The sequence below is a fragment of the Variovorax boronicumulans genome (genome assembly GCF_009811375.1).
Taxonomy (GTDB): Bacteria; Pseudomonadota; Gammaproteobacteria; order Burkholderiales; family Burkholderiaceae_C; genus Variovorax; species Variovorax boronicumulans.
This window is the reverse complement of sequence record NZ_BKDH01000004.1, coordinates 90,527-117,191: the sequence shown is the minus strand read 5'-3', so window position 1 is coordinate 117,191 and position 26,665 is coordinate 90,527. Positions and strand designations below refer to the sequence as shown.

Here is a 26,665-nt window from a genome sequence, read left to right as displayed (position 1 = left end):
TTGGTTCCACATGAGCAAAACATCTATGAGGCCCTTTTGCGTGGGGAGGTTGATGTTTCGCACGACTGTGCTAAAGTCCGCCGCATGGACGCCAAGACCCAGAAAAGCGAACTCACCCGCGCCGCCATCGTCGGCGCGGCGATGCACCTCGCGCTGGCCGAGGGGCTGGAAGCCATTTCGCTGCAGGCCGTGGCGAGCCGGCTGGGGCTGTCCAAGAGCGGCGTGTTCTCGCGCGTGGGGTCGCGCGAGGCGCTGCAGAAGGCCGTCATCGAGGAGTACGGCCGCGGCTTCCTGGCCGAGGTGTTCGTGCCCGCCATGCAGAAGCCCAAGGGCCTGCCCCGCCTGAACGACATCGTCGCGCGCTGGATCGCCCGCACGCGCGACGTCGAAGCGCAGAACGGCTGCCTCTACGTGGCCGGCGCCTTCGAGTTCGACGACCGCGAAGGCGAACTGCGCGACCTGCTCTTCGACGAGATCACACGCTGGCGTGCCGCGCTGCGCCGCACGGTGCTGCAGGCGGTCGAGACCGGCGAGCTCCAGGCCGACACCGACCCGGCCCAGCTCGTGAGCGAGATCAACGGAATCATGATGAACCAGCTGCACGACGCGCGCTTCCTGCGCGACGGGCATGCGGCCGAGCGCGCGGGCCAGACCTGGCAGCGCCTTCTTTCCAGCTACCGCGCCTGAGGCGCACCCGCAGACGACGGCCACCGCCTCTTCGTTTGCCTTAATTTCGCACCACCGTGCGATAAAAAAGGAGAAGCACCATGCTGATCATTGCCCTCTTTCTCGCCGCCTACGCGGTGCTCCTCGGTGTGCGCGGCGTGCAGGACACGCTGCGCAGCCTGCCGCGCAGCAACCAGGACTGGGTCTGGTACTGAGCCTCTGAAAGAAAGCCTTCCCCATGACCACCACTACCCACACCACCGCCCCCGTGGGCTACTACAGCGCCAGCCCGCTGATGCGCGCGATGCGCTTCGGCCTCGGCGCCTCGCAGCGCCTGTGGCCCGCGCTCGGCGTGCGCGCGGCGTACCGCGTGTTCGGCACGCCGCTGCCGCCCAAATGGCTGTATCGCGGCCAGCAGCCCGGTGCCGACTGGCGCCGCGAGGCCTGGTCTTTCGAAGACGCCAACCTGGGCATCTACCACCTCGCCGCGCAGGACTCGGGCGCCGAGTCGGCGCCGGTCGTGCTGCTGGTGCACGGCTGGGGCGGCCACGCGGGCCAGATGCTGCCGCTGGCACAGGCCGTGGCAGAGCAAGGCCTGCGGCCCGTGCTGCTGGAGATGCCGGCCCACGGCCGCAGCGCGGGCACGGCCAGCAACCTGCCGCAGTTCGCTCGCGCCATCGACTACGTGGCGGCGCGGCTCGGCGCCGACGGGCACGTGCTGCGCGCGGCGGTCGCGCATTCGCTGGGGGCCAATGCGCTGGCCTATGCCGCGGGGCGCGGGCTGCCGGCGCAGCGGCTGGTGCTGCTGGCACCGCCCGCGTCGCCGCGCGAGTACACGCGCTACTTCGCGCAGGTGTTCGGCCTCAGCGAGCGCACGCGCGCCGGCATGCAGCGCCTGATCGAGGCGCGCGAAGGCATCCTGATGCAGCAGCTGGAGCCCGCCGCCGTGGGCCCGCGCATCGCGCAGCCGACGCTCATCGTGCATGACCGCGACGACCGCGTGAACCGCTTCGCCGACGCCGAGGCGTTTCGCGATGCGATCGCCGGCGCGCGGCTCTTTCCCACGCAGGGCTGGGGCCATCGCCGCATCCTCAAGGAACAGGCCGTGCTCGCGCAGGTCACGCAGTTCCTGGCGTAGCGGCCGGTGGTCACGTGCGCGTGAAACGGCGCCCCTAAACTGGGCGCCACCCATGGCCTTCGCCATGGACGACACACGCACCGACCACACATGGGCAATCGTTCCTGGCTCTATCTCGAACACAGTCTTCCCGACACCGAAGAAGCATCGGCTGATGAAATCGCCGAAGCCAACAACAACTTCCCCGTGCTCTGGCAGCTCCTGCTGGCCGATGGCGCGGCCGGCGACGCCATCGACCACCAGCGCGTCTTCGGCGATGCCGGCACTGACAACCTCGCCAGCGACGCGCATGCCGCGCTCGCGCGCATCCGGCAGCTGCACGCCTTTGTCGAGCGGCACCCGATGCTGCACACGCTGCCGCAGATAGCGCTGCAGTTCGAGGCCGTGGCGCTGCACCTGGCCGAACTGATCGACGAGACGCCGGACGACAGCGCGCCGCGCTTTTCCGCCAACCTCGACGAACTGTCCTGGCTGGGCGGAGACACGGAAGGCGAGGGCTTCATCGAACGCAACCGCCGCGAGTGCAATGAACTGTGGGCCGAGGTGCGCCGCTGCATCGACAGCGGCAACCACCCGGGTGTCGACGCGGCGCTGGGCATCAAGCGCTTCGCAGACTGGGAGGCCTGGGCCTGGCAGTTCGGCTTCGGCAGCCTGTCGCATCCGTATTTCGACGGCTACGAGGCGCCGCGCGACGAGCGATTTGCCGATTTCGAACCCGAAGAAGATGAAGACGACGGCGAACGCCCCGACTACGACAACCACCTGGGCGAGGACCTCTGGCGCTTCGAGGTCGACGGCCGCTGGGGCGTGATGCGCGTGGTGTACGACGACGGGCGCAGCCAGCGCACGACCGTGGTCGAGCCTGCGTGGGACGACATCCGCTACGCCGGCGCCGACGATCCGCGCCTGCTCTGGATCTCGCAGGGCGAGCGCTCCGGCCTGCTGCTCGCCGACGCCGAGGCGCCGCGCGTGCTGCTCGAACCGCAGCTCGACGAGGTCTGGGCCTTCGAGGGCGACGTTGCGACAGCGCTGGTCGGCGACCACGTCGGCCTGCTGCGTACCGACGGCAGCTGGTTGCTCCAGCCCTCGGTCGACGAGGTCTGGAGCTTTGTCGAAGGCCGGGTGCGCGCCCGCGTGGGCGAGCGCATCGGGTACATCGACCTGCAGGGCCAATGGACGATTTCGCCCCGGTTCGAAGAAGCCGAAGACTTCACGCCCTTTGGTCTCGCGCCCGCGCGCGGCGACGAGGGCGGCTGGGGGCTGGTGGGCGCGGACGGCGAATGGGCGGTGCCGCCGCATTTCGAAAGCCTTCAGTGGCGCCACGACTGGGAGGGTTTCGACGCCAAGCGCGACGGCAAGAGCGGGCTGCTGGATGCGCAAGGCCGCGTCGCGATCGAGCCAGTCTACGAACAGGTCGACCTGCTCGAGGAATACCCCATCGAGATCCTGACGACCGAGGACACCGATCCGGCGAACGAGCGCGGCACTCCAGCCCGGCCGAAGCGCTTCGCCGTGGAACGCGCCGACGGCCTGTGCGGCTTGCTCGACGGGCAGGGCCGCGTGCTCGTGCCCTTCGACTACGGCCGCTTCGAGACCCTGGAGCCGCTGACCGGCGAGGAGCGCGGGCACGCCATGGTCCGGCGCGACCTGGTGCGCGTGGCGTCCAAGGGCGGGCGCACGGCGAAGAATGCGCCGTGGCTGCGCGGCATCTACGACGTGGCCGCAGGCCGCGAGCTGGTGCCGTGCCGGCACCGCACGCTCCAGCCGCTGGCCTGGGGCACGCAGGACATCGGCTGGCTGGTCGCCGATCCGGTGCCGCGCAGCGCGAAGGTCGAGAAGGGGCAACTCGCCGTGGGCGTGCTGCGCGCCGATGGCGCCGTGCTGCACCCGCAGGCCTATCCGTGGATCACCGCCGCGTTGTCGGTCAGCGATGGTTGGTTGGCCGGGGCAGTCCGCTCCGAGCTGCGCAAGCGCTGGGGCGCGGGCGAGCCGGTGAAGGCCGTGCGCAACGACTCCGGCCTGTACGTCTGGCTGCATGCCGATGGCCGCGAGCAGGCGCACGCCGAGCACATGGCCGCGCGCCATGCCGCCGGCGACCTGCGGGCCGCCTACGAGCTGGCCTGCCATCTGCGCGACGGCGAGGGCATCGAGGCCGACCCGCGCGAAGCCCTGCGCTGGATGGCGCGCGCCGCCGGCGTGCGCGAGCCGGGCGATGCCCCCGCCACCGCGTCACCCGACGGTCTGCCCGTGGCGATGTGCGAGCTCTCGAAGATGCTGCGCTGGGACACGGCGGGCCTCGGCGCCGAACCCGCCCTGGCGCGCGCGTGGCTGCTGCACGCCATCGCCCACGGCGTCGAGGACGACGCCGCCACGCACGCCCATCTCGGCTACATGCTGACGGAAGGCGAGGGGGGCGAGCGCGACCTGGAAGGCGGCATGCGGCACTACGAACGGGCCGCCGAGCAGAACAACACGATGGCGCTCTACAACCTCGGCCTGGCGTACAAGCTCGGCGAACCGGGAGAGCCCGACCTGGCCCGCGCGATCGGCTACTTCCGCCGTGGCCACGAAGCCGGCGACGTCAGCGCCACGATGCAGCTCGGTCGCACGCTGTGCCTGCACGCAGGGGCGCTGGCCGAACAGGGCCAGGGGGAAGCGCAAGTGAAGGCCTTGTATGCCGAAGCCCTCTACGCGCTGCAGAAGGTGGCGGAAGACGGCACCCAGCGCCAGCAGGGCTGGGCCTGCTACGAGCTGGGCTGGATGCGCATGCAGGGCCAGGGCGCGCCGGAAGACGCCGCAGCCGCCGAGCGCTGGCTGCTCACCGGTGCCGCGCTCGATGACTGCGAAGAGAACCTGGAGAGCCAGCGCGCCTGCGTGGAATCTCTGGCGGCGCAGTTCTACGGCGACCGCGAAAGTCCGCTCTGCGACGAGGACAAGGCCCGCGCGTGGACGCAGCGGCTGGAGGCGCTGCCCGCTGCGCCCCCGGATCAACCGGCGTGAGCCGGTTGATCGAGGTTCTGGCGCTCAGCGCGCCGGAACCGGATCGGGCAGTTCGATCTTGATGTCCAGCACTTCGAGGTTGTCCTGGGTTTCCAGGTGCACCTTGATGTCGTCGGCGTTGATCGACACGTACTTGGAAATCACCGCCACCAGCTCGCGCTGGAGCTCGGGCAGGTAATCGGGGCGCTTCTTGCCGCTGAGGCTGGAGCGCTCGTGAGCGAGGATGATCTGCAGGCGCTCCTTGGCGACGCTCGCAGTCTTCTTCTTCTCACCAAGCAGGAACGAAAGAAACGACATGCCTACTTGCTCCCGAAAATCCGTTTGAAGAAGCCCGGCTTCTCGGCTTCGACGAAGCGCATCGGCTTGTCTTCGCCAAGGAAGCGCGCGACCACGTCGCTGTACGCCTGGGCCACGTCGGTGTCCTTGTCGTGGATGGCAGGCACGCCCTGGTTGGAGGCGTGCAGCACGCTTTCCGACTCGGGGATCACGCCGATCAGCTTGATGCGCAGGATGTCCTGGATGTCTTCCAGCGAGAGCATCTGGCCGCCGGCCACCCGGTTCGGGTTGTAGCGGGTGATCAGCAGGTGCTCCTTGATCGGCTCGCCGCCGTCCTTGGCGCGCTTGGTCTTGCTGCTGAGCATGCCCAGGATGCGGTCCGAGTCGCGCACCGAAGAGACCTCGGGGTTGGTTACGATCAGTGCCTCGTCGGCGAAGTGCATCGCCATCATGGCGCCGGTCTCGATGCCCGCGGGGGAGTCGCAGACGATGTAGTCGAAGTCCATGGCGGCCAGGTCGGTCAGCACCTTCTCCACGCCGTCCTGCGACAGGGCTTCCTTGTCGCGCGTCTGCGAGGCGGCCAGCACGAACAGGTTGTCGCACTGCTTGTCCTTGATGAGCGCCTGGCTCAGGTTGGCCTCGCCCTGGATCACGTTGATCAGGTCGTACACCACACGGCGTTCGCAGCCCATGATCAGGTCGAGATTGCGCAGGCCCACGTCGAAGTCGATCACGGCCGTCTTCTTGCCGGCGAGCGCAAGGCCCGACGCGAAGCTGGCGCTCGTGGTCGTCTTGCCGACGCCGCCCTTGCCCGAGGTCACCACCACAATTTTGGCCATCGCCATTCCTTCTTGTTTCGATTCAGTTGTCGATTGATGCTCAGCGCTGCCGCGTTCCTGGTTTTTCATCAGGGAATCGCGTCGATCGCTATTTTTTTGCCGTCCAGGCGCACCTGGGCGGGCTTGCCCAGCACGGGCTCGGGCAGCGGCACTTCGTTCGTGCGGTAGATGCCCGCAATGGCCACCAGCTGCGCTTCCATGCAGGTCGAGAAAATCCGCGCCTCGGTGTTCCCGCGCGCGCCGGCAATGGCCTTGCCGCGCAGCGGCGCGTACACATGCACGTTGCCGTCGGCGATGACTTCGGCGCCGAAGCTCACGATGGCCGTCACCACCACGTCGCCGCCACGTGCGTAGATCTGCTGGCCCGAGCGCAGCGGCTTGTCGATCAGCAGCGTGCCGTTGGCCGGCACCGGCAGCTCGCGCACGATCTGCGGGGCTTCCGACGGTGCGGGCGCCTCGGCGGGCGGGGCCGGCGGGCGGGGCGCGGGGGCCGAGGGCATGGCGGCCACCGACAGGCCGGCTTCACGTGCCGCGGCATGCTGCTCGGGGCTGCCGCCGCGCACGGCGATCGGCTGGGTCTGGTGGCGCGCCAGCAGGCTGCGCAGGGCGGCAAAGTCGATTTCGGGGGCGTCGGTGCCGCCCTCGGCCGCCTGTTCCTGCAGCAGCGAGAGGTCGATCACCACCGGCTCCTGCTCGAAGAAGTCGGGCGAATCCGCCAACTGGGCGTCGAGCGCCTCGGCCAGCACGTCGAGGTCGGCTGTCTTGAGGATCACTGCGATCAGCGGCAGTGTGGCGCTCTTGAATTCGAAAACCGCCTTGGTACGAGCGGCGGAAACATCGGCCATTGGAAAACGTGTGTGAACGTCGGTGCGAAAAGCGTTGGAGTCTAACGGGCGCCGGCCAAAGCCCGGTGACCGGCGCCGCGTTCACTGACCCCGCACAACAGTTATTGCACGAGGTTTCACTTTGTCTGCGCTCAGGCGTTGCGCGAACGGCCCAGCAGGGCGTAGAGGATGATGGCCCCGAAAGTGGCGGTTCCGATGCCGCCGAGGGCGAAGTCGCCGAACTTCAGCGTGAAGTCGCCGGTGCCGATGATCAGCGTGATGGCGGCCACGATCAGGTTCTTGTTCTGCGAGAAATCGACCTTGTTGTCGACCCAGATCTTGGCGCCGGCAATGGCGATCAGGCCGAACACCACGATGCTCACGCCGCCCATCACCGGCAGCGGAATGGCCTGGATCAGCGCGCCGAACTTGGGGCTGAAGCCCAGGATGAGCGCAATGAAAGCCGCCACCACGAACACCGCCGTCGAGTAGATGCGCGTGGCTGCCATCACGCCGATGTTCTCGGCGTAGGTGGTCACGCCCGTGCCGCCGGCGGCGCCGCTCACCACCGTGGCGATGCCGTCGCCGATGAAGGCGCGGCCCATGTACGGGTCGAGGTTGCGCCCGGTCATGGCCGTCACGGCCTTCAGGTGGCCGAGGTTTTCCGCCACCAGGATGATCGCCACGGGCGCGATCAGCAGCATCGCGTTGGCCGTGAACACCGGCGCCGTGAAGGTCGGCAGGCCGAACCAGGCCGCGTTGGCGATGCCGCTGAGGTCGACCGGCTTGCCCAGGCCCATGCCGTTGGTGAGCGCGGCGTACACCAGCGTGGCCAGGATCAGGCCGATGAGGATCAACAGGCGCTGCACCATGCCGCGCGTGAACACCGCCACCAGGCCCACGCACAGGAAGGTCACGGCCTGCATCCACGAGTCGAAGTTGCTGGCCGCCATGTTCTTGATGGGAATGCCCGCCAGGTTCAGCCCGATCACCGCCACCACGGCGCCCGTGACCACGGGCGGCATGAAGCGCTCGATCCAGCCCGTGCCCACGGCCTGCACGATGGCCCCGATCAGGATGTAGACCACCCCGCAGGCCACGATGCCGCCCAGCGCCACCGCGATGTTGGCGTTGGCCCCCTTGCCCGCGTAGCCGCTGGCCGCGATCACCACGCCGATGAAGGCGAAGCTCGAGCCCAGGTAGCTGGGCACCTTGCCGCCCGTCACGAGATAGAAGATGAGTGTGCCGATGCCGCTCATCAGGATCGCGATGTTGGGGTTGAAGCCCATCAGGATCGGCGCCAGCACCGTGGCGCCGAACATGGCGATCACGTGCTGGATGCCCATCGCGCCGGTCTGCAGCCAGGGCAGCCGCTCGTCGGGCGCGATGACGGCGCCATTGGCCAGTGTGGACACCGGCTTTTCAGTCCAGTTGAACATGTGTTTTCTTCTCCTCGGTTGGTGTGTGTTTGGGGGGTCGACGCGCTCCCTGGGGCGAGATTGTGGTCGATCCACCCCGTGCTGAACACGGGTGCCACCCGCAAGAGGCGTACCAGCGGGAGAAGAAAAAGAAGAAGCGCCCGGAAGGCGCGCCCGCGCTCAGCGCGGCTGCAGCACCGCCATGGTGATGCGCGAGACGCAGGTCAGCTCGCCCGCCTCGTTCGTCAGGTCGATCTGCCAGACCTGCGTGGTGCGCCCGCGGTGCACCGGCCGCGCCGTGCCAATGACCCAGCCGCTGGTGGCCGAGCGGATGTGGTTGGCGTTGATGTCCAGGCCCACGGCGCGGTCGCCCTCGGGGGCCGAGTAGTGCGCGCCGCAGGAGCCCAGCGTCTCGGCCAGCACCACCGACACGCCGCCGTGCAGGATGCCGTAGGGCTGGCGGGTGCGTTCGTCCACCGGCACGCGGGCGCGGATGAAGTCGTTGCCCACCTCCAGGAATTCGATGCCCAGGGCGGCCACGGCCGTGCCCACATGGTTGGCGGTCAGCGATTCGACCGAGATCTCTTTCTTCCAGATACGCATGCAGGGGTCTCCGATACAGGGGGTGCGAGGGCACTATAGCGACGACGGCTGACAACCGCAGTCGCCTTTGCGTGCTACCTTGGGTCGATGACCTTCCCTTCGGTGCGGCGGTGGCTTCTGGGCTCGGCGGCGGTGCTGCTGCTGGGCATCGGCGCGCTGGCGCTCGTGGTGGCCGCACGCCTGCCCGACGACGAGGAGGTGGCGGCCCGCATCGCCGCCGGCTTCTCGCAGCGCTACGGCGTCGAGTTGACGGTGGGCGGCGCCCACTGGTCGCTGTGGCCGGTGCCCGTGCTGGCGCTGTCCGAGCTGGCGACCGACCAGCCCCAGCCCATCACCCTGCGCCGCGTGAGCGTGCGGCTGCACCTGTGGCCGCTGCTGCTGCGCCGCGAGGTGGCCATCGACGAGATCGCGCTCGAGAGCCTGGTGCTGCCGCGCGCCTCGGTGCGCGCCTTCCGGGACAAGGGCCCCGAGCCGCAGGAAAGCGAGCGCATCGTGCCGCTGCCCGCGCCCTGGACCCTGGCGCCCGTGCCGGTGGAGCGCGTGCGCTGGCGCGACGTGGTCTGGATCGACCGCCGCGACATCGCGCTGGCCTACGACGGCGAGGTGACGTTCGACGACAACTGGCGCCCTCGCGAGCTGCGTCTGGAGCGCGCCGGCGCCGCATCGCCCGTGCGCCTGCGGCTGGACCGCGAGGGCACGGAAGACCGCTGGCGCACCCGCATCGACGCCGGGGGCGGCACGTGGAACGGGCAGGCGCGGCTCGAGGTGCTGCCCGAGGGGCGGGGCTTGCGCGTGTCGGCCGAACTCGACCCGCGGCAGGTCGACATCGAGCCGCTGATGCAGGCCTTCGGGCGCCGCTCGGCGGTGGCGGGCAAGGTCTCGGGCCACACCTCGCTGGTGGCCGAGGCCCGCGAGGTGGGCGCGCTGATCCGCGGCCTGCACACGCGCACGACCTTCTCGGTGCAGCCCGCCACGCTGACCCGGCTCGACCTGGCCAAGGCCGTGACCACCGCCGGCATCAGCCGTGGCGGCACCACGGCGCTGGACGAGCTCACCGGCACGCTCGACACCCAGGGCACCGAAGACGGCATCGTGATGCGCTACACGAACCTCAAGGCGCGCTCGGGCGTGCTCACCGCGAGCGGCAACCTGCGGCTGTTCAACCGCCAGATGTCGGGCGAGATGGCGGTGGACCTGGTCGATGGCGTGGTCGGCGTGCCGCTGAAGATCGGCGGCAGCGTGGCCGAGCCCGAGGTGTCGATGACCGGCGGCGCGCTGGCGGGGGCGGCCGTTGGCAGCGCGGTGCTGCCGGGGGTGGGCACGGCGATCGGGGCGCGGGTGGGGCAGCAGGTGGAGAAGCTGTTCGGTGGGGACGAGCCGGCGAAGAAGAAGCCTGCATCGAAGCGCTGACTGGCTGCCGGCGTGTTCAGGGCGTGTGCCCAGGCCACCGGGTACTTCCCTCCGCGAATGTCCCCCGGGGCTTCGCCCCTCCTCCTTGATTTCGCTGCGGGAAGCACCCAGTGTCCTGGGCACATGGACGCGCTGCTGGTGTGCGGCCGGCCGATCAGGAGAACGCCTTGATCACCGCCGGCACCGTCAGCACCGCCGTGTAGTAGCCCATGAACTGCACGCCCGTGTTGAAGCCGATGGCGCGTGACAGCAGGCCGCCGAGCAGGCCCATCGTCAGGATCACCAGGAGGCCGAGCAGCTGGCCTTCCCACACGCTGATCACCACGATCAAGCCGACGAAGGTCGCGATGATCGCCTCGTGGCTCACCTTGCGCGACACGAACAGCGCCGCGCGGCGCGCGAAGTTCATCGTGAAGGGGTAGGCCACCAGCGCCGCGAGCACCACGGCCAGCATGCCGTAGCCCAGGAACTCCCAGTGGTTCAGCAGGTTGTGCAGGTTGTGCGTCTGGCCCGTGGCCGAATCGATGGTGAACACCGGCGGCGCATTGAACAGCGGCGCCGCAGGGCCGGCCGCCACCGGGCTCAGCGGCAGGCCGATGGCGATCAACGGGATCAGCGCTTCGGCGATGTAGGTGGCCTCGGTCACGCCGTTGCGCGCGGCCAGCGTGGTGGTGAGGCGGTGGTACGCATGCTTGATGCGCGAGCCGACCAGCTCGCCCAGCACCACCGTCATCGCGACCGGGCTGAACACGAAGGTGGCGCTGGAGATCGCGGCGGTCGCGAAGGTCCACTTCACCTGGCCGCGGTCGAGCACCTTGAACGGGTTGGGGAAGTAGCCCGACCAGCCCTTCACGTCGGGCGCGAGCGAGAAGGTGCGGACCTTGTCGCGCTTCATGCGCGCACGCGCCGCCGGCGAGATCACCGAGAACAGGTCGGCCACCAGCGGCCCGATGGCGATGCCCAGGAAGTAGCTGATGCTGAGCTTCACGCCGTACTTGCCCGTGAGCGCCTGCAGCGCCACGATCACCATCACGAACGGCACCAGCGTGGCCACCGAGGCCCAGCGCCCGCTCGAGAAGTAGGCAATGACCACGGCTGCCACCACGAAGATCCACGGCGCCGCCTTGGTGATGGCCGCGCCGTACGGCGCGAGCAGCACCGCGAACAGCACGGCCAGCGGCACCGCGAGAAAGGCCGCGATGATCGCGCCCGACACCATCTTGCGCAGCGCGATGTGCGGCACGCCCAGGTTGCGCAGCACGTTCGCGTCCTGCAGCAGCGGCGTGGCCATGGTGTCGCCCGGAATGCCCAGCAGCGCGGTGGGCACCGCGTGCGTCATGTGCTTGGCCACGGCGGCCGCCAGGAAGAAGGTGAACACGCCTTCGGGCGGCACGCCCAGCAGCACCACCAGCAGCGTGAGCGGTGCGAGCGTGGTGGTTTCGTCGGTGCCCGAGACGAGGCCGATGGCCGCGAACACGATGGCGCCCACGAGGCCCATGCCGGTGGCGACGAGGATCTGGTTGAAGAGGGCGGCGTCGATCACGAGGCGGCTCCTTCGGCGGCCTTGGCGGCCTGGGGCTTGTACGACGCGAACAGCTCGTAGATCTCGAGCTCCTTCATCTCGCGCACCACCACCGGCGGCAGGTCGTCCACCGAGCCCAGGTCGCCGTGCTCGGCGGCCAGCTCGGCCAGCACCTCCTCGCGCCAGCGCGGATCGGCGGCGGTGCCTTCGACCACTTCGCGCTTGGGCGTGAAGAGCTTCGCGCAGATCACGCCCGAGACCACGCAGCCGCCGAGGCCCGCGAGCATCGCGTAGGCGCGCGCCAATTCGGGCGTGCTCACCACGCTCGCGAGCACGCGGCTCGCCACGAGATACCCCGTGAGGCTCACGGCGACGCCGATCGCGATCGACCACGCGAGGTGGCCCAGGTCGGCCGTGTCGCCCCATATCTCCACCAGCCGCCAGCGGGCGGGCGTTGCACTGTCTGCGTTCATTCGAGTTGTCTCCGTCTGTGGTTGTGTGACGGCCGCGTGCGCGACCGCCGCGGTGGGGGCCGCGGACCTTGGTGCGGGGCTCCCCCGCGTTGCTTACTTCTTGCGCAGTGCGTCGAGCAGGGCCACGGCGCGGTCGGTGCGCACGTCGTGCTCGGCGGCCATCTGTCTGGCGATGGCGTCGATCTCGTCGCCGGTGGCGCCCGCGACGAGCGCGATGTTGCGGGCGTGCAGCGCCATGTGGCCGCGCTGGATGCCTTCGGTGGCGAGCGCGCGCAACGCGCCGAGGTTCTGCGCGAGGCCCACGGCCACCGCGACTTCGCCGAGCTCCTGCGCTGACTTCACGTCGAGGATCTTCAGCGCGAGCCGCGCGAGCGGGTGCGTCTTCGTCGCGCCGCCGACGAGGCCCACCGGCATCGGCATCTCGATGGTGCCGACCAGCGCGCCGCCTGCGTCCTTCTCCCACGTGGTGAGCGAGGTGTAGCGCCCGCTGCGGCAGGCGTACGCGTGCGCGCCGGCTTCCACTGCGCGCCAGTCGTTGCCGGTCGCGACGATCACCGGGTCGATGCCGTTCATGATCCCCTTGTTGTGCGTCGCCGCGCGGTAGGGGTCGATGGCCGCGAAGGTGTAGGCATCGATCACGCCCTCGACCACCTCTTCGCCGCTGCGCTCGCGCGTGGCCAGCACGGCGGGCGCGAGCCGCACGCGCGCACGCGCCAGCCGCAGGTCCGCCAGGTTCGACAGGATGCGCAGGCGCACCGTGCCGCCCGTGAGCTTCTCGACCAGCGGCGACACCGCCTCGGCCATCGTGTTGACCGTGTTCGCGCCCATCGCGTCGCGCACGTCGACGATCAGGTGCATCACCACCATCGCGCCGCGCGGCGTGTCGCCGAACACGTGCACCTCGATGTCGCGGCAGCCGCCGCCCAGGCCGATCAGCACCTTGTCGCGGCTGTTCGCCACGGCCAGGATTTCGTCGCGCGCACGCAGCAGCGCCAGCCGCGCACCGTAGGGGTCGGTGATGCCGATCACCTGCACCTGCGCGCGCATCAGCGGCCCGGTGCTCGAGGTCTCGAAGCCGCCGCCTTCGCGCGCCAGCTTGGCCATGAAGGAGGCGGCTGCGACCACCGAGGGCTCTTCGACCGCCATCGGCACGAGGTAGTCGCGCCCGTTCACGGTGAAGTTGCCGGCCACGCCCAGCGGCAGCTCGAAGGTGCCGATCACGTTCTCGACCATGCCGTTGGCGCGCTCCACGCCCAGCGCGCCGGGTTGGGCGAGCAGCGCCACCTCGTCGTCGGTGAGCGCGGCGGCCTGTGCGATGTGGGCCAGGCGTTGGGCGGGCGTGAGTGCGCGGAAATTGGGAATGCGGGAATCGGCGGCCATCGGTGCGTGTCTCTTCGGAAGGTGAATTCGGGAGCAGGCAATTTAGGCCGGCTGTACCGCCCGCGGAAGGCACAGTTTGGCGGGACAGTGCGGACAGTGGTGCGCCGCCAGGCCTCGCTGTGTCACAGTCCAAGCCCATGACCACGATCGCCGATTCGCTCGCCGACACCCTCGCGCGCCAGATCGCGAGCGGCGCCTACAAGGCCGGCGACAAGCTGCCCTCGCTGCGCGAACTCGCACAGCTGCACGGCTATGCCAAGAACACCGTGGTGGCCGCCTTCGAGCTGCTGGTGTCGCGCGGCCTCGTCGAGCCGCGGCGCGGTTCGGGCTACTACGTGCTCGCGCAGGCCACGGCCACGCCCAAGCCCGCCGAGGACGACGCGGGCAGCCTCGGCCGCGCGATGGACATCGTGTGGCTCATGCGCGAGCAGCTCAAGACGCAGCCCGATGCGGTGGCGGTGGGCGACGGCTTTCCGCCCGTCGAATGGCTGGCCGACGTGCGGCTGGACAAGTACCACCCGAAGGTCGTGCGCACGGGGCTCGGCGCGCTGTTCCGCTACGGCAGCCGCTTCGGCTATGCGCCATTGCGCGATCACCTCGTGCGCAAGCTGGCCGACTTCGGCATCGGCGCCGAGCCGCGGCAGATCGTGCTCACGCACGGCGCCAACGAGGCGATGGACATCGTCATCCGCTACTTCGTGCCGCCCGGCGGCAAGGTGCTGGTGGACGACCCGGGCTACTACCCGCTGTTCGGCAAGCTCAAGCTCGCGGGCGCGCAGATGCTGGCGGTGCCGCGCATGGCCGACGGGCCCGACCTCGAGGTGCTGGAGCAGCTGCTCATCGCCGAACGGCCGCGCCTGTTCTTCACGCAGTCGCTGGCGCACAACCCCACGGGCTCCGACATCTCGCCGGCCAAGGCCTTTCGCGTGCTGCAGCTGGCGCAGAAGTACGACCTGCTGATTGTCGAGAACGACCCGCTGGCCGACTTCAAGCCCACGGCGCTGCCGCGGCTCTCGGCGCTCGACCAGCTCGAGCGCACGATCTACATCGGCAGCTTTTCGAAATCGTTCTCGGCCGCGCTGCGCGTGGGCTTCATCGCCTGCGGGGCGGACCTAGCGAGCGACCTGGCCGACCTGAAGGCGCTGATCCACGTGAGCAGCTCGGAGTACAGCGAGCGCACGGTCGACGTCATCCTGAGCGAGGGCCACTACCAGCGGCACCTCAAGCGGCTGCAGCAGCGGCTGGGCGAGGCCACGCGCGACGCGCTGAAGCTGTTCGACGCCGTGGACGCCGAGGTCTTCGCGCGCAGCCCGCAGTCGCTCTACATCTGGGCCGCGCTGCCCGGCGTGGACGACTCGCTGGCCTTCGCGAAGGAACTGCTGCCGCGCAAGATCGTGATGGCGCCGGGGCGCATCTTCAGCGTCGACTCGACACAGGTCTCGCGCTGGTCGCGCTTCAATGTCGGCGCCATGGCTGATCCGCGCTTCGCGAAGGCGCTGCGCACCGCGTTGCGGCGGCGCGCAGGCTGACCGGCTGGCAGTGCGTCAGCCGCGGTGCAGCTCGCGCAGCTGCCGGCGGTTGAGCTTGCCCACCGCCGTCTTCGGGATCTCGCGGGCGAACAGCACGCGCTGCGGCTTCTTGTACGAGGCGAGCTGGTCCGCCACATGCGCGATGAGCGCGGCTTCATCGGCCTGCTGGCCTTCGCGCAGTACCACCACCGCGGTGACGATCTCCACCCACTTCTCGTGCGGCAGGCCGATGACCGCGCACTCGCGCACGGCGGGGTGCGTCATGAGCGCGTTCTCGACCTCGCGCGGGTAGACGTTGTAGCCGCCGCTGATGATCATGTCGGAGGTGCGGTCCTTCAGGTGCAGGAAGCCGCGTGCGTCGAACTGGCCCACGTCGCGCGTGCGCACCCAGCCGCCGTCGACGAAGGTCTCGGCATTGAGCCCGGCCGCGTTGTGGTACCCCGACACCGCCGAGGGCGCGCGCACCGCGATCTCGCCGGGCGTGCCGGGCGGCACGTCGTTGCCGGCTTCGTCGACCAGCCGCAGCTCGACGTCGATCGCCGGCTGGCCGCAGGCGTCGAGCAGCTCCTCGGTGTGGTCTTCGGGGCGCAGCACCGCCAGGCACAGCGGCACCTCGGTCTGGCCGTAGTACTGCCAGAAGCGGTGCTGGCCCCACGCCGCCATGGCGCGCCGGATCACCGCGCGCGGCATCGGCGAGGCGCCGTAGATCACGTAGCGCAGCGCGGCCACGTCGGTGTGCGCGATGTCGGGGTGCTCGAACAGCATCTGCAGCATCGTCGGCACCAGGTTGATCGCGGTGATGCGCTCGGCCTGCAGCGTGCGCAGGAAGGCGCCCGGCTCGAAGCCCGGCAGGATCACCGTGCGGCCGCCGCGCAGCCAGAAGGGCAGCACGAACACGCCGCTCGCGTGGATCAGCGAGGCCGCGTGCAGCATGGCGTCGTCGGGCGTGGCGGGCAGCAGGTTGAGCAGCACGTTGCGGCAGATCGCCGCGTACGAGGCCTGTGTGTGCTGCGCGGCCTTCAGCGTGCCGGTGGTGCCCGAGGTGAAGAGCGTGAGCACCACGTCGTCGGGCGCGGGCTCGAACGCAGGCGCCTGCGTGGCGCACGACAAGGCCTGCGCGAACAGGTCGGCGGCGCCGTCGAGCGACGCGCCCAGGCCCATGCAGGCCAGGCCCGGCACGGCCTCGCGCAGGGCCGCCGCGCGCTCGGCGAGGTCGGGGCCGAACACGAGGTGCGTGCAGCCGGTGTCGGCCACCATGCGCGCGTGCTCGGCCAGCGAGAGCCGCGCGTTCAGCGGCACGCGGTTGATGCCGGCCTTCACGCAGGCGAAGTCCAGCGGCACGCTGTGCAGGCCGTTGTTCAGCAGCAGCGCCACGCGCGTGCGCGGCGCGGCACCGGCAGCATGCAGCGCATGGGCGAGCCGGCTGCTGAGCTGGTCGACCTCGGTGAAGGTCATCGACTGGTCGCCGTAGACGATGGCGGTGCGCGGGCCGTGCTGCAGGGCGCCGCGGCGGATCAGTTCGAGGTAGGTCGGGCCACGGGCGGGCGAGGGGGAAGGCAAGGCGTGTCTCCAGGAGGTTCTAGGTGAAATCGAAAGAGCGGGGGCGTTCAGCGCTTGAACTCGCCGTGGCGCCCGGCGCCGCCGGCAAAGCGCGCGGCGCCGGCCTCGCCCTCGGCCGCGACGATCGGCACGCCCTGCGCACCTTCGCGGCGCAGCGCCTCGGCCAGCGGCAGGTCCCACTGTTCGAAAGCGGAGCGGCGGTCGGCCAGCATGCATTGCTGCGGGAAGGCGGCGATCTGCTGTGCCAGTTGTTGCGCGGCGGCCAGCGCGCCGCCCCGCGGCGTGGTGCGGTTCACCAGGCCCATCGCCAGCGCCTCGGCGGCGGACACCGGCCGGCCCGTGAGGATCAGGTCGAGCGCGCGCCCCATGCCCACGAGGCGCGGCAGCCGCACGGTGCCGCCGTCGATCAGCGGCACGCCCCAGCGGCGGCAGAACACGCCGAACACCGCGTCGTCGTCGGCCACGCGCAGGTCGGCCAGCAGCGCCAGCTCGAGCCCGCCCGCGACCGCGTAGCCGTTCACCGCCGCGATCAGCGGCTTGGACAGCGCCATGCGCGTCGGGCCCATCGGGCCGGCGCCGCCGCCGTCGGGGTCGAGCTCGTTGCGGCGCGCCGGGTCGCCCACGGCGCCCAGGTCGGCACCGGCGCAGAAGTGGCCACCGGCGCCCGTCAGCACGGCCACGCGCAGCGCGTCGTCGGCCTCGAAGCGCTCGAAGGCCGCGCGCAGCTGGGCGGCCACGGCGCCGTCCACCGCATTGCGTTTGTCGGGGCGGTTCAGCGTGAGCGTGCAGACGGGGCCGTCCACCTCCCAGGTCACGAAGGGCGTGGTCATGTGCGGGGTCCTTCCGGAGAAAAATTGCAGGAATCAGTCGGTCTCTGGCATCCTAGGAAACATTTCTTTATTTCGCAAACATGGACAAGGTATGTAATGTTCCCGTGGCGATGCCGAGCGCGCCGGAGCTGATCCTCGACCTGCTGGTGGCCGACGGCGGCACGCTGAGTTCGCAGGCCCTGTGCCGCGCGGGCGCGCTCATGGGCATCGGCGAAACCACCTTGCGCGTGGGGCTCACGCGGCTGGCGGCCGAAGGCAAGATCGCCCGCGGCGAGCGCGGCAGCTACAGCCTGAACCGCGCGGGGCCGGCGCTGTCGCGCGCGGTGGGCGACTGGCGGCACACGCGCGCGCAGGTGGTGGCGTGGCAGGGCGGCTGGCTCGCGGTACACGACGCGGGCGTGGCGCGCGCCGACAAGACCGCGTGGCGCCGCCACAGCCTGGCGCTGTCGCTGCGCGGTTTCGCGGCGCTGCGCCCGGGCCTGCAGTTGCGGCCCGACAACCTGGCGGGCGGGCTCGAGGCCGAGCGCGCGCAGCTCGTGGCGCTGGGCCTGTCGCCGCATGCGCTGGTGTTCCGCCTGGCCGGCCTCGACCCCGCCGCGCAGGCGGCAGCGCGCGGGCTGTGGAACGTGCGCGCGCTGGCCGACGACTGCCGCCGCCTGCAGGCCGGGCTGGAGCGCGGCGAACAGCGGCTGCGCACCGTGCCGCTGGAGGTGGCGGTGCGCGAGTCGCTGCTGCTGGGGCGCGCCGTGATCGCGCACCTGGTGCGCGACCCGCTGCTGCCCGACGAACTGATGTCGCCTGCGCCGCGCACCGCGCTGCGGGCCGTCGCGCGGCGCTACCAGGACCGGGCGCGCAAGCTGTGGCGTCAGTGGCTGGCGCTGCCCGCCGCCTGAGGTCGCTGCGGCTTCAGAGCGCGCGGATCACGTCCGCATCGCCCGGCGCCGGCGCATGCAGCCGCGCCACCTCGGCCGCGCGCCGCGTGAGCACCGCGCGCTGGTTGATGTAGCCCTTGTCGGTGATCTCGCCCGCATCGAGGCTGGGCGGTTCGGCCAGCACCAGCGCACAGGCCGGGCACTGCGACGAGCCCGCGCCTTCATCGCGCAGGGCGCGCAGCACTTCGGCAATGCGCGTGGCCAGTGCCCCGGGCGCGAGGGCGGCGCCTTGCGGGCTGGCGAACACCAGCATGCCGATCGCGTCGCGGTCGTGGCCCGTGAGCACGATGTCCTGCACATGCGGCGCCAGCAGCGACACCAGCTTCACGCGCAGCGTGCCCACCGACACCCAGGTGCCGGTCGAGAGCTTGAAGTCTTCCGCCACGCGGCCGTTGAAGATCACGCCCTGCGTCGGGTCGCCGGGGTTCGCGAGAAAGCCGGCGTCGCCGATGCGGTAGTAGCCCTCGGCGTCGAAGGCGCTGGCGGTCTCGCGCGGCGCGTCGCGGTAGCCGGGGAACACCGAGACGCCCTTGACGCGCATCTCCAGCTTCTCGCCGTTGGGCACGAACTTCAGCTCCAGCCCCGGCAGTGGCGCGCCGATGCAGCCGGCGCCGTCGAGCTGCCAGTGCGCCGAGGTGATGGCGGGCGAGGTCTCGGTGGCGCCCCACGAGGTCGTGAGCCACAGCGGGCGCGCGGGCCGCACGCGCCGCGCCACGGCTTCGAGCCGTTGCCAGGTCGAAGGCGCGAGCGCGGCCGCCGCGTAGAAGGCCAGGCGCAGCCGCGAGAACACTTCGGCGGCGAGCGCGTCGTCGGCTTCGAGAAAGGGCAGCAGCATGTCGAAGCCGCGCGGCACGTTGAACAGCAACGTGGGCTTCACCTCGCGCAGGTTGCGCACCGTCTTCTCGATGAGGCCCGGCGCGGGCCGACCCTCGTCGATGTAGAGCGCGCCGCCGTGGCACAGCACCATGTGCAGGTTGTGGTTCGCGCCGAAGGTGTGGCTCCACGGCAGCCAGTCGACCAGCACCGGCTTCTCTTGCGACAGGAAGCGCCAGGTCTGCGCCATCATCTGCTGGTTGGCGCACAGCATGCGGTGCGTGTTGATCACCACCTTGGGCTGGCCGGTGGAGCCGGAGGTCAGCAGGTACTTGGCGTGCGTGTCGGGGCCCACGGCGGCGAAGGCCTGCATGACGGCGGGCGTTTCCTTCGCGTCGAGCAACTGGCCGAAAGCCAGCGCGCCCGGATGCGTGTCGGCGTGGCGGCTGAACACCGTCACGGCCTCGAGGCCGCTGCCTGCGAGCGATGCGCCGTACACCGTCGCGTCGGAGGCGTAGATCAGCCCGGGCTGCAGCGCCTTCAACATGCCGTGCAGCCGCGACGGGTCTTTCGCCATGCGCGAGTAGGCGCTCGACAGCGAGCAGGCCGTGCGGCCGATGTGCATCGTCGCGAGCATCAGCACGGCATGGTCGATGGCGTTGTCCGAGAGGATCACGACCGGGCGGCCCGGCGGCAGGTCCAGGTCGAGCAGGCCCTGCGCCACCGCACCGACGGCCGCGCGCAGCGCGCGGTAGTCGAGCGTGCGCCAGCCTTCGCCGCTTTCATCGCGCTCGGCAAAGGCCAACGCATCGGGCGTCTCGCGCGCCCAGCGCTCGATCCATTCGCCGATGCAGCGCGCATACGGCTGCAACGCCGTCGGCGAGCGCAGCACGAACGAGCCGTCGTCGAAGTCGATGCGCACCGTGCGGGGCGGCGCGACCAGGGTGTCGTCGAGAAGGAAGTCGGTCATGTCAATCCAGCGTACCCGTCTCGGCCTTGGCGCGAATCAGGTTCAACAGCAGGGTGTCGCGCGCGGCTTCGAGGTCGGCGGTGTGGCGCGTGCCCAGGGCGTCGTCCACGCCTTTCACCACTTGCTGCTTCAGCTCGGCCGTCATCGACGGCGCGCCCAGGTCCTTCCACCAGTCTTCGATGGGCCCGCCCAGATGCGCGAGCAAATGCTCGATGCCACCCGCGCCGCCTGAGAGGTGCAGGTTCATGAACGGCCCCATCACGGCCCAGCGCAGGCCGGGGCCGTGCGCGATGGCGGTGTCGATGTCGGCCACGCTCGCCACGCCTTCGTTGACGAGGTGAAACGCCTCGCGCCACAGCGCGGCCTGCAGCCGGTTCGCGATGTGGCCTTTCACCTCGCGCTTCACGTGGATCGGCCGCTTGCCGATGGCGGCATAGAAGGTCATCGCGCGGGCGATGGTGTCGGGCGAGGTTTGCTCGCCGCCGATCACCTCGACCAGCGGAATCAGGTGCGGCGGATTGAACGGATGCCCCAGCACCACGCGCTGCGGGTGCGTGCAGCCCGACTGCACGCCACTGATCGCCAGGCCCGACGAGCTCGACGCGAGGACCGTCTCCGGCGGCGCGGCGGCGTCCATGCGGCGGAACAGGTCGATCTTGAAGTCCATGCGCTCGGGGCCGTTCTCCTGCACGAAGTCGGCCACGGCCACGGCGTCTTCCAGGCTGTCGTGAAAGCGCAGGCGATCGACCGAGGCGCCCTCGGCCAGGCCGAAGCGCGCCAGCGTCGGCCAGTGCTGCGCCACGGCGGCGCGCAGCCGGTCTTCGGCGCCGGGCGAGGGGTCGGTCGCGTTCACGTCGAGCCCGTGCGCGAGGAAGTGCGCGGCCCAGCTCGCGCCGATCACGCCGGTGCCGACGACGGCGACGCGCTTCACGTCGGTGGTGAGGTTCATGCCGATTTCCACCGCGCGCAGCGGCTCTCCGTCTTGGTGGTCCACGCGGCTTCGCCGGGGATGTTCTCGATCACCTTGTAGTAGTCCCACGGCTCCTTCGACTCGGCCGGCGTCTTCACCTGCATGAGGTGCATGTCGTGCACCATGAGGCCGTCGTCGCGCAGCCAGCCGCCCTTGACGAACATGTCGTTGAACTTCGTCTTGCGCAGCTGCGCCATCACCTTGTCGGCGTCGTCGCTGCCCGCGGCCTTCACGGCCTGCAGGTACTGCAGCGCGGCGGAGTAGTCGCCGGCGTGGAAGGAGGAGGGCATGCGCTTGTGCTTGTCGAAGAAGCGCCGGGCCCAGGTGCGCGACTCGGGGCTCTGGTTCCAGTACCAGCTGTCGGTGAGGTACATGCCCTGCGAAGCCTTCAGGCCCAGCGCATGCACGTCGTTGATGGTGATGATCATGCCGGCGAGTTTCATGTTCTTGCTGATGCCGAACTCCGCCGCCGACTTGATGGCGTTCACCGTGTCGCCGCCCGCATTCGCGAGCGCCAGCACCTGCGCCTTCGAGCTTTGCGCCTGCAGCATGAACGACGAGAAGTCGCTCGCGCCCAGCGGGTGCTTGACCGAACCCGCCACCGTGCCGCCGCTGGCCTGCACGGTCTTGGTGGCGTCGCCTTGCAGCGCCGCGCCGAAGGCGTAGTCGGCCGCCACGAAGTACCAGCTCTTGCCGCCGGCCTTGACCACCGCGCTCGCGGTGCCGCGCGCCATGGCCACGGTGTCGTAGGCGTAGTGCACGGTGTAGGGCGAGCAGTACTCGTTGGTGAGGCTCGATGCGCCCGAGCCCACCACGAAGTACGGCTTCTTCTTGTCGGCCGCCACGCCGGCCATGGCAATGGCCGCGCCCGAGTTCACGCCGCCGATCAGCATGTCGACCCTGTTCACGTCGAACCATTCGCGCGCCTTGGCGGCGGCGATGTCGGGCTTGTTCTGGTGGTCGGCCGTGACCAGCTCGATCTTCTTGCCGTCGATGGCGCCGCCCATGTCGGCGATGGCCATGCGGATCGCTTCGGCGCCGGCCGGGCCGTCGTAGTCGCGGTAGATGCCTGACATGTCGCTGATGAAGCCGATGCGGATGGTGTCGTCGGACACCTGGGCGAGGGCGCTCGATGTGAAGAGGGCGCCGAGTGCGAGCGCCAGTGCGGTGCGGGGAATGTTCATGTGCGTGTCTCCGTTCGTTGTTCTCGTGCGTCTTCAGCCCAGCGCGAACTCGGGCCGCGGGCCGCCCACGCGCGGCAGGCCCATGATCTGGCGCGCCTCGGCCGGCGTGGCCACTTCCATGTCGAGCTCGCGGATCACGCGCACGATGCGCTCGGTGAGCTGCACGTTGGTGGCCAGCTCGCCGTGGCGGAAGTAGAGGTTGTCCTCCAGCCCCACGCGCGCATGCCCGCCCAGCAGCAGCGCCGCCACGTTGGCTTCGAGCTGCGACATGCCGATGCCGCTCACGCCGAAGATGGCGCCCTTGGGCAGCGTGTCGACCATCATCTGCAGGTTGCGCGGCGAGTACGGCATCGCGTTCTGGAAGTTGCGGTGCACGTTCATCACCAGGTTGACGAAGTAGGGCTCGTCGTCATGGCCTTCCTCGATCAGCGTGGTCGTGTCCTGCAGGATGTGCGTGGGGCTGAACACCTCCCACTCGGGTTTGATGCCGCGTGCCTTCATGCCGGCGGCCAGCTCGCGCCCGCGCGTGATCGGCGTGTCCATCAGGATCTGCTTGCCCTCGAAGCTCAGGTTGAGCGTGGTGGCGTCCAGCGTGCACATCTCGGCGCCGGCGTCCATGCCCTTGATGCGCTCTTCCCACGCGATCTCCCAGCGATCGCCGGCCAGCGGCTTGACCATGTCGCCGTGCACGCCGCCGCCGGTGGAGTTGTTCAGCACGATGTCGCTGCCGGCCGCGCGGATGCGGCTGTTGATGTCGCGGTACACCTCGGCGTTGCAGGTGGCGCCGTCGTCGGGGCGGCGCGCGTGGATGGCGACCACGCTGGCGCCGGCGTTCCAGCAGCGCAGCACATCGGCGGCGATCTCGGCGGGCTGGGTGGGGAGGTGGGGGTTCTGCGACTTGTGCGCCATGCCGCCGGTGGGGGCGATGGTCACGATCACTTTGCGCTTCGACATGCTCGGGGCTCCTGGGGTCGGTCGTTCGGTCAGTCAGTCAGGGGGCGCGCCATTATTTTTTGTGATGCGTTCGTACTCAGTCATCGCGACGACATTCAGGGGCAGGGTTTACGCGGCGCCAGCCGCTAAAGTCGCCCCTGCGCCGTTGCGCACACAAGGAACCTCTCCATGAAATTTCTGCCCCTCGTGCTGGCCGCCGCGGCCGCGTTCACCGCCCTCGGCGCCGCCGCGCAACCCGCCGGCCCCGCCACCTGCGACGCCAAGCGCGAAGCCATCGGCCGCGACATCGAGATGGCCAAGTCCAAGGGCCAGAAGCAGCGGGTGCGCGGGCTCGAAACCGCGTTGGCGGAAGTGAACCGCAACTGCACCGACGCCAAGCTGGCGGCCGAGCACCAGAAGCGCATCCGCGCCCAGGAGCGCAAGGTGGCCGAGCGCGAGCGCGACCTGCGCGCGGCGCAGGAGAAGGGCCGTGCCAGCAAGATCGCGGACCGCGAGAAGAAGCTGCACGAAGCGCAGGCCGAGCTGCAGCAGCTCAAGGGCGCGCAGTAAACAAAAAAGACAGCATGCCCTCGACCAAGCCGGCGATCCCCGCGGCCTCCCTGACCATTCCCCAGCTGCTGCAGGGCTCGGCCTGGTTCCCGCTGCTCGACGTGGGCGCGGGCGAGCGCGTGCTTGACGAGATGCGCGAGGTCGAGGTGGCGGCCGGCGCCGCGCTGTGCCGGCGCGGCGACACGCCGCTGCACTGGTACGGCACGCTCGAAGGGCTGCTCAAGTGGTCGATCACCTCCAGCGACGGCCGCTCGGTCACGCTGGGCGGGCTGTCGGTGGGCAGCTGGTTCGGCGAGGGCACGCTGCTGCGCGCCGTGCCGCGCTCGGCCGACATCATCGCGCTGCGGCCCAGCCGCGTGGCGCAGCTGCCGCTGGAGACCTTCGAGTGGCTGCACCGCACGCAGCGCGGCTTCGATCACTTCCTGCTGCAGCAGATCAACGAGCGGCTGCACTGGTTCATGGGCAGCTACGCCGCGCACCGGCTGCTCGACGCCGACAGCCAGGTGGCGCGCGCGCTGGCCGGCCTGTTCCACCCCTGGCTGCACCCGGGCAGCGAGCCGCACCTGCAGACCTCGCAGGAAGAAATCGCCAACCTGTCGGGCGTGTCGCGCCAGCGCTGCAACGCGGCGCTCAACCGGCTGAAGGAGGCCGGGTTCCTGCACATCGAGTACGGCGGCATCACCGTGACGGACCTCGAAGGCTTGCGCCGCTTCATCCAGGAGTGAATGACTCCCTCTCCCCGAGGGGAGAGGAAGCCGGAGCCGCTCAGCGCTTGTGGTGCGACGCCGCCAGTTCGTACACCGGCGTGTCGATCCCTTCCATGCGCGCCTTCAGCTGCAGCGCCAGGAACTGCGAGTAGTGGCGCGACTGGTGCAGGTTGCCGCCGTGGAACCACAGCTGGGGCACCTGCGTCGGCTTCCACATGTTGCGCAGCTCGCCTTCCCACGGACCCGGGTCCTTCGGCGTGTCGGAGCCCAGGCCCCAGCACTTGCCGACCTTGTCGGCGATCTCGGGCGAGATCAGGTCGGCCAGCCAGCCGTTCATCGAGCCGTAGCCCGTGGCATACACCAGCAGGTCGGCCGGCAGCTCGGTGCCGTCGGTGAGCGTGACCGAGCGTTCGTTCACGCGCTCGATGTTCACGCCGCTCTTGAGGTGGATGCTGCCGTTGGCCACCAGCTCCGAGGCGCCCACGTCGATGTAGTAGCCCGAGCCGCGCCGCAGGTACTTCATGAACAGGCCCGAGCCGTCCACGCCGAAGTCGAGCAGGAAGCCGGCCTTCTCCAGCCGCGCGTACAGGTCGGCATCGCGCTTCTTCATCTCCTCGTACACCGGGATGTGGAAGGTGTGCATGATTTTGTAGGGCACCGAGGCGAAGATCAGGTCGCCCTTGTGGTGGTCGATGCCGCTCTTCACCGCCTGCTCGGAATACAGCCCGCCCAACGCCAGCTCCATGAGCGACTGCGAGGGCGCGATGTGGGTGGACGAGCGCTGGACCATCGTCACGTCGGCGCCGTGCTCCCACAGCGCCGCGCAGATGTCGTGCGCCGAGTTGTTCGAGCCCAGCACCACGCACTTCTTGCCCGCATAGGCCTCGGGCCCGGGGTGCTGGCTGGAGTGGTGCTGGTCGCCCAGGAAGTTCTCGGCGCCCGCCACCTTCGGCACGTTCGGGTAGCCCGACACGCCGAGCGCGAACACCAGCTGCTTCGGGCGCAGCGTCACGGGCTTGCCCTCGCGTTCCACCTGCACCTCCCAGCGCTGCGTGGCCTCGTCGAAGCGCGCCTTGGTCGCGTTGGTGGAGCTCCAGTAGTTGAGCTCCATGATCTTCGTGTACATCTCGAGCCAGTCGCCGATCTTGTCCTTGGGCGCGAACACCGGCCAGTCGTCGGGGAAGGGCATGTAGGGCAGGTGGTCGTACCAGACCGGGTCGTGCAGGCACAGCGACTTGTAGCGCTTGCGCCAGGAGTCGCCGGCCTTGGCGTTGCGCTCCACGATGATCGTCGGCACGCCCAGCCGCCGCAGCCGCGCCCCCAGCGCGATGCCGCCCTGGCCGCCGCCGATGATCACCACCTCGGGCTGCTCGGTGTAGCCCAGCGCGGCCTCTTCGTCGCGGCGCTTCTCGAGCCAGTTCTTGCGGCCCTTGTGCACGCCGTGCTCGGCGCCCTTGATGCGGTTGTCGCCGGTCTTTTCCTCGAAGCCCTTCAGCTCCGTCATGGTGGTCAGCAGCGTCCAGGCCTTGCCATCGCGCAGGCGAAGATGGCCGCGCCCGCGCGCCACGCGCGTCTCGAAGCCGAACCACGCATCGACCACGCCGTCGGCCTCGGTCGCTTCGCCTTCGAGCGCGAAGGCCGTGGGCTGCGTGTCGGCCAGGCGCGCCTGCAGCATCGCGCGGATGGCGCCCGCGCCTTCCTGCGTGCGGATGTTCCAGGTGAAGGCGACGAGGTCGCGCCAGTAGCTGTCGGCCTCGAACAGCGAGACGGCCGCATCGATGTCACCGCGTGCGAGCGCGGCGGCGAAGTCGGCCAGCCATTGGGCGGCGGCCCGGGTGGGGCCGGTGGTCGGGTCTGTCATTGCATGTCTCCGTTGTGTCGTTGAACGAATCGAATCGAATTGCGGCGCGGCAAGGCGCACGCGGGGGTCGTGGCGCAGCTTTCGTGCCGTGCGGAGGGCGACGAGGAATCAAGGACTTAGATGTGTTTTTGTCGCACGCCGTGTCGCAATGTCTCTGTGATGTCGCTCGCGTGCTGCGACGCCTTGGAGCCTTTGGGAGGCAGCCGTGGCCGCACAAGATTCAATTCGAAAACTTTCGAATTAATTCCATTCGCGGC

The 26,665-nt window shown here is 69.9% G+C and carries 23 protein-coding genes; 8 read left to right on the top strand and 15 right to left on the bottom strand.

From position 1 onward, the window contains the following. Nucleotides 1-84: 84 nt before the first annotated feature. The 3 genes from VHAB30_RS25580 to VHAB30_RS25570 all read left to right on the top strand — a co-directional run bounded on the left by VHAB30_RS25580 (nt 85) and on the right by VHAB30_RS25570 (nt 4,804). A complete protein-coding gene (locus VHAB30_RS25580; RefSeq protein ID WP_062473724.1) occupies nt 85-687 on the top strand; it encodes a TetR/AcrR family transcriptional regulator in 603 nt (200 codons plus the stop codon). 217 nt (nt 688-904) lie between these two features. Then, nucleotides 905-1,804: an alpha/beta fold hydrolase gene (locus VHAB30_RS25575; protein ID WP_159279046.1), complete on the top strand. Its 900-nt coding sequence runs from the start codon at nt 905-907 to the stop codon at nt 1,802-1,804. A 90-nt stretch (nt 1,805-1,894) separates the two neighbouring features. Further along, nucleotides 1,895-4,804 (top strand): SEL1-like repeat protein, encoded by a 2,910-nt coding sequence (locus VHAB30_RS25570; protein WP_159279045.1) that lies wholly within the window; start codon nt 1,895-1,897, stop codon nt 4,802-4,804. Nucleotides 4,805-4,828: 24 nt separating this feature from the next. On the opposite strand, the gene minE is transcribed toward VHAB30_RS25570, so the two are convergent. The 5 genes from minE to VHAB30_RS25545 all read right to left on the bottom strand — a co-directional run bounded on the left by minE (nt 4,829) and on the right by VHAB30_RS25545 (nt 8,764). After that, nucleotides 4,829-5,101 carry a cell division topological specificity factor MinE gene (gene minE, locus VHAB30_RS25565; protein WP_056574726.1) on the bottom strand — a complete coding sequence of 91 codons (273 nt, stop codon included), beginning with the start codon at nt 5,099-5,101 and terminating at the stop codon, nt 4,829-4,831. A gap of 2 nt (nt 5,102-5,103) precedes the next feature. Beyond that, entirely contained in the window at nt 5,104-5,919 is an 816-nt protein-coding gene (gene minD / locus VHAB30_RS25560) for a septum site-determining protein MinD (RefSeq protein ID WP_062481817.1), read from the bottom strand. 68 nt (nt 5,920-5,987) lie between these two features. Beyond that, nucleotides 5,988-6,764 (bottom strand): septum site-determining protein MinC, encoded by a 777-nt coding sequence (minC, locus tag VHAB30_RS25555; RefSeq protein WP_070061420.1) that lies wholly within the window; start codon nt 6,762-6,764, stop codon nt 5,988-5,990. 131 nt (nt 6,765-6,895) lie between these two features. Next, nucleotides 6,896-8,182 (bottom strand): solute carrier family 23 protein, encoded by a 1,287-nt coding sequence (locus VHAB30_RS25550; RefSeq protein WP_070061419.1) that lies wholly within the window; start codon nt 8,180-8,182, stop codon nt 6,896-6,898. 159 nt (nt 8,183-8,341) lie between these two features. Beyond that, entirely contained in the window at nt 8,342-8,764 is a 423-nt protein-coding gene (locus VHAB30_RS25545) for a hotdog fold thioesterase (RefSeq protein WP_159279044.1), read from the bottom strand. An 87-nt stretch (nt 8,765-8,851) separates the two neighbouring features. On the opposite strand from VHAB30_RS25545, the gene VHAB30_RS25540 reads away from it, so the two are divergent. After that, nucleotides 8,852-10,174, top strand: a complete 1,323-nt coding sequence (locus VHAB30_RS25540; RefSeq protein ID WP_159279043.1) for an AsmA-like C-terminal region-containing protein — start codon at nt 8,852-8,854, stop codon at nt 10,172-10,174. Between the two features lie 154 nt (nt 10,175-10,328). Here VHAB30_RS25540 and VHAB30_RS25535 read toward each other — a convergent pair whose 3' ends face one another. The 3 genes from VHAB30_RS25535 to VHAB30_RS25525 all read right to left on the bottom strand — a co-directional run bounded on the left by VHAB30_RS25535 (nt 10,329) and on the right by VHAB30_RS25525 (nt 13,549). Beyond that, on the bottom strand, nt 10,329-11,672 hold the full coding sequence (locus VHAB30_RS25535) for a tripartite tricarboxylate transporter permease (protein ID WP_159279252.1): 1,344 nt from the start codon (nt 11,670-11,672) through the stop codon (nt 10,329-10,331). Nucleotides 11,673-11,713: 41 nt separating this feature from the next. After that, nucleotides 11,714-12,169, bottom strand: a complete 456-nt coding sequence (locus VHAB30_RS25530) for a hypothetical protein (protein ID WP_095743059.1) — start codon at nt 12,167-12,169, stop codon at nt 11,714-11,716. 93 nt (nt 12,170-12,262) lie between these two features. Continuing rightward, nucleotides 12,263-13,549, bottom strand: a complete 1,287-nt coding sequence (locus VHAB30_RS25525; protein WP_159279042.1) for a hydroxymethylglutaryl-CoA reductase, degradative — start codon at nt 13,547-13,549, stop codon at nt 12,263-12,265. 137 nt (nt 13,550-13,686) lie between these two features. Between VHAB30_RS25525 and VHAB30_RS25520 the strand changes: the two genes are divergently transcribed. Further along, entirely contained in the window at nt 13,687-15,078 is a 1,392-nt protein-coding gene (locus tag VHAB30_RS25520) for an aminotransferase-like domain-containing protein (protein ID WP_159279041.1), read from the top strand. Nucleotides 15,079-15,093: 15 nt separating this feature from the next. Here the strand turns inward: VHAB30_RS25520 and VHAB30_RS25515 are convergent, their stop codons facing one another. Together VHAB30_RS25515 and VHAB30_RS25510 are read right to left on the bottom strand one after the other, a co-directional pair. Further along, complete coding sequence (locus VHAB30_RS25515) at nt 15,094-16,638, bottom strand: class I adenylate-forming enzyme family protein (RefSeq protein ID WP_159279040.1); 1,545 nt, start codon at nt 16,636-16,638, stop codon at nt 15,094-15,096. Nucleotides 16,639-16,685: 47 nt separating this feature from the next. Further along, nucleotides 16,686-17,468: a crotonase/enoyl-CoA hydratase family protein gene (locus VHAB30_RS25510; RefSeq protein ID WP_159279039.1), complete on the bottom strand. Its 783-nt coding sequence runs from the start codon at nt 17,466-17,468 to the stop codon at nt 16,686-16,688. Between the two features lie 80 nt (nt 17,469-17,548). Between VHAB30_RS25510 and VHAB30_RS25505 the strand changes: the two genes are divergently transcribed. Then, nucleotides 17,549-18,361: a PaaX family transcriptional regulator gene (locus VHAB30_RS25505; protein WP_159279038.1), complete on the top strand. Its 813-nt coding sequence runs from the start codon at nt 17,549-17,551 to the stop codon at nt 18,359-18,361. Nucleotides 18,362-18,374: 13 nt separating this feature from the next. On the opposite strand, the gene VHAB30_RS25500 is transcribed toward VHAB30_RS25505, so the two are convergent. From VHAB30_RS25500 to VHAB30_RS25485, 4 genes are read right to left on the bottom strand one after another with little or no spacing between them, the layout of a single operon-like run. Further along, nucleotides 18,375-20,183: a feruloyl-CoA synthase gene (locus VHAB30_RS25500; RefSeq protein WP_159279037.1), complete on the bottom strand. Its 1,809-nt coding sequence runs from the start codon at nt 20,181-20,183 to the stop codon at nt 18,375-18,377. Between the two features lies 1 nt (nt 20,184). Further along, nucleotides 20,185-21,132: a 3-hydroxyacyl-CoA dehydrogenase NAD-binding domain-containing protein gene (locus tag VHAB30_RS25495; RefSeq protein ID WP_159279036.1), complete on the bottom strand. Its 948-nt coding sequence runs from the start codon at nt 21,130-21,132 to the stop codon at nt 20,185-20,187. Further along, nucleotides 21,129-22,337, bottom strand: a complete 1,209-nt coding sequence (locus VHAB30_RS25490; RefSeq protein WP_159279035.1) for an ABC transporter substrate-binding protein — start codon at nt 22,335-22,337, stop codon at nt 21,129-21,131. The genes VHAB30_RS25495 and VHAB30_RS25490 overlap by 4 nt, the downstream gene beginning before the upstream one ends. 33 nt (nt 22,338-22,370) lie before the next feature. Next, nucleotides 22,371-23,291, bottom strand: a complete 921-nt coding sequence (locus VHAB30_RS25485) for a BKACE family enzyme (protein WP_159279034.1) — start codon at nt 23,289-23,291, stop codon at nt 22,371-22,373. A 168-nt stretch (nt 23,292-23,459) separates the two neighbouring features. On the opposite strand from VHAB30_RS25485, the gene VHAB30_RS25480 reads away from it, so the two are divergent. Both VHAB30_RS25480 and VHAB30_RS25475 read left to right on the top strand, forming a co-directional pair. Beyond that, on the top strand, nt 23,460-23,840 hold the full coding sequence (locus tag VHAB30_RS25480) for a DUF1090 domain-containing protein (protein ID WP_159279033.1): 381 nt from the start codon (nt 23,460-23,462) through the stop codon (nt 23,838-23,840). A 14-nt stretch (nt 23,841-23,854) separates the two neighbouring features. Further along, entirely contained in the window at nt 23,855-24,565 is a 711-nt protein-coding gene (locus VHAB30_RS25475) for a Crp/Fnr family transcriptional regulator (RefSeq protein ID WP_062470280.1), read from the top strand. 40 nt (nt 24,566-24,605) lie between these two features. On the opposite strand, the gene VHAB30_RS25470 is transcribed toward VHAB30_RS25475, so the two are convergent. Continuing rightward, a complete protein-coding gene (locus VHAB30_RS25470) occupies nt 24,606-26,408 on the bottom strand; it encodes an NAD(P)/FAD-dependent oxidoreductase (RefSeq protein WP_159279032.1) in 1,803 nt (600 codons plus the stop codon). Nucleotides 26,409-26,665 lie beyond the last annotated feature (257 nt).